Source organism: Pseudomonas frederiksbergensis (assembly GCF_017114915.1).
Classification (GTDB): Bacteria; Pseudomonadota; Gammaproteobacteria; order Pseudomonadales; family Pseudomonadaceae; genus Aquipseudomonas; species Aquipseudomonas frederiksbergensis_I.
The window spans coordinates 1-720 of the sequence record NZ_JAAUOE010000111.1 but is presented as its reverse complement, the minus strand read 5'-3'; the positions used below and the strand labels follow the sequence as shown (position 1 = coordinate 720).

Annotated in this window: 1 protein-coding gene; it reads right to left on the bottom strand. The window is 63.2% G+C overall.

Translation table 11 applies throughout. The features are described from left to right. Nucleotides 1-708: carbamate kinase (locus HCU66_RS26955; RefSeq protein WP_205891387.1), on the bottom strand; the 708-nt coding region annotated here is incomplete at its 3' end. Between the last annotated feature and the right edge of the window lie 12 nt (nucleotides 709-720).

Genomic DNA, 720 nt, shown 5'->3' with positions numbered 1-720 from the left:
GCCGAAATCGATGAACGCCGCATTGACGTCAGTGGCGATCACCAACAGATCGCTTTCCAACTGTTCGGCCAGCAGCGCCGAGCACAGGTCTTTGTCGATCACCGCTTCCACGCCCTGCAATTTGCCGCTGGCGTCGTACATGGTCGGGATGCCGCCACCGCCGGCGCAGATCACGATGCTGCCTTTGTCCAGCAGCCACTTGATCGGGCGGATTTCGAAGATGCGTTTGGGTTTCGGGCTGGCGACCACGCGCCGGAATTTGTCGCCGTCCGGGGCGATGGCCCAGCCTTTTTCGGCGGCGAGTTTTTCCGCTTCGGCCTTGGTGTACACCGGGCCGATCGGCTTGCTGGGGGCCTGGAACGCCGGGTCGTTGGGGTCGACTTCGACCTGGGTCAGCAGGGTGGCGAAGGGCACTTCGAAGTCCAGCAGGTTGCCCAGTTCCTGTTCGATGATGTAGCCGATCATGCCTTCGGTTTCGGCACCGAGCACGTCCAGCGGGTAAGGGCTGACCGAGGTATAGGCCGCCGCTTGCAGCGACAGCAGGCCCACCTGCGGCCCATTGCCGTGGGCGATCACCAGTTGGTTGCCGGGATGGATCTTGGCGATCTGTTCGGTGGCGATCCGGATGTTGGCGCGCTGGTTGTCCGCGGTCAGGGGTTCACCCCGGCGGAGCAGGGCGTTACCGCCCAGAGCAACGACGATACGCATAATGCAGTCCTT